Source organism: Caballeronia telluris (assembly GCF_001544495.1).
Taxonomy (GTDB): domain Bacteria; phylum Pseudomonadota; class Gammaproteobacteria; order Burkholderiales; family Burkholderiaceae; genus Caballeronia; species Caballeronia telluris.
This window is the reverse complement of the sequence record NZ_FCNZ02000163.1, coordinates 1-503: the sequence shown is the minus strand read 5'-3', so window position 1 is coordinate 503 and position 503 is coordinate 1. Positions and strand designations below refer to the sequence as shown.

1 protein-coding gene is annotated in these 503 nt (G+C 60.4%); it reads right to left on the bottom strand.

What is annotated here, in order from left to right:
- Positions 1 to 503, bottom strand: a 503-nt coding sequence (locus AWB66_RS32730; RefSeq protein WP_235021371.1) for an NAD(P)/FAD-dependent oxidoreductase, incomplete at both ends; no start/stop codon positions are given.

The following is a 503-nucleotide window of genomic DNA, read 5'->3' as shown; positions in this document are numbered from 1 at the left end:
CCGACGCCCATGTTGCCGGTGACGACACCGCGCACCGAGCCGTCTTCGTTGTAAAGCACTTCGGCTGCGGGAAAACCCGGAAAGATTTCGACGCCGAGCGCTTCGGCTTGTTGCCCAAGCCAGCGCGTGACGTTCGCGAGGCTCACGACATAGTTGCCGTGGTTCTTGAAGTTGTCGGGCAAGAGCCAGTTGGGCACTTGCTTCGCGCTGTCCTGCGTCAAAAACAAAAAGCGGTCTTCGGTGACTTCTACGTCCAAAGGCGCGCCGTTCTGCTTCCAGTCGGGCAGCAATTCATTCAACGCACGCGGGTCCATCACGGCGCCCGAGAGAATATGTGCACCGACTTCGGAGCCTTTTTCCAGCACGCACACGCCGATTTCGACGCCTTTTTCCTGTGCGAGCTGCTTGAGCCGGATAGCCGACGACAGTCCGGCGGGGCCGCCGCCGACGATCACGACGTCATATTCCATCGACTCGCGGGGGCCGTACTGCTCGATGAGACT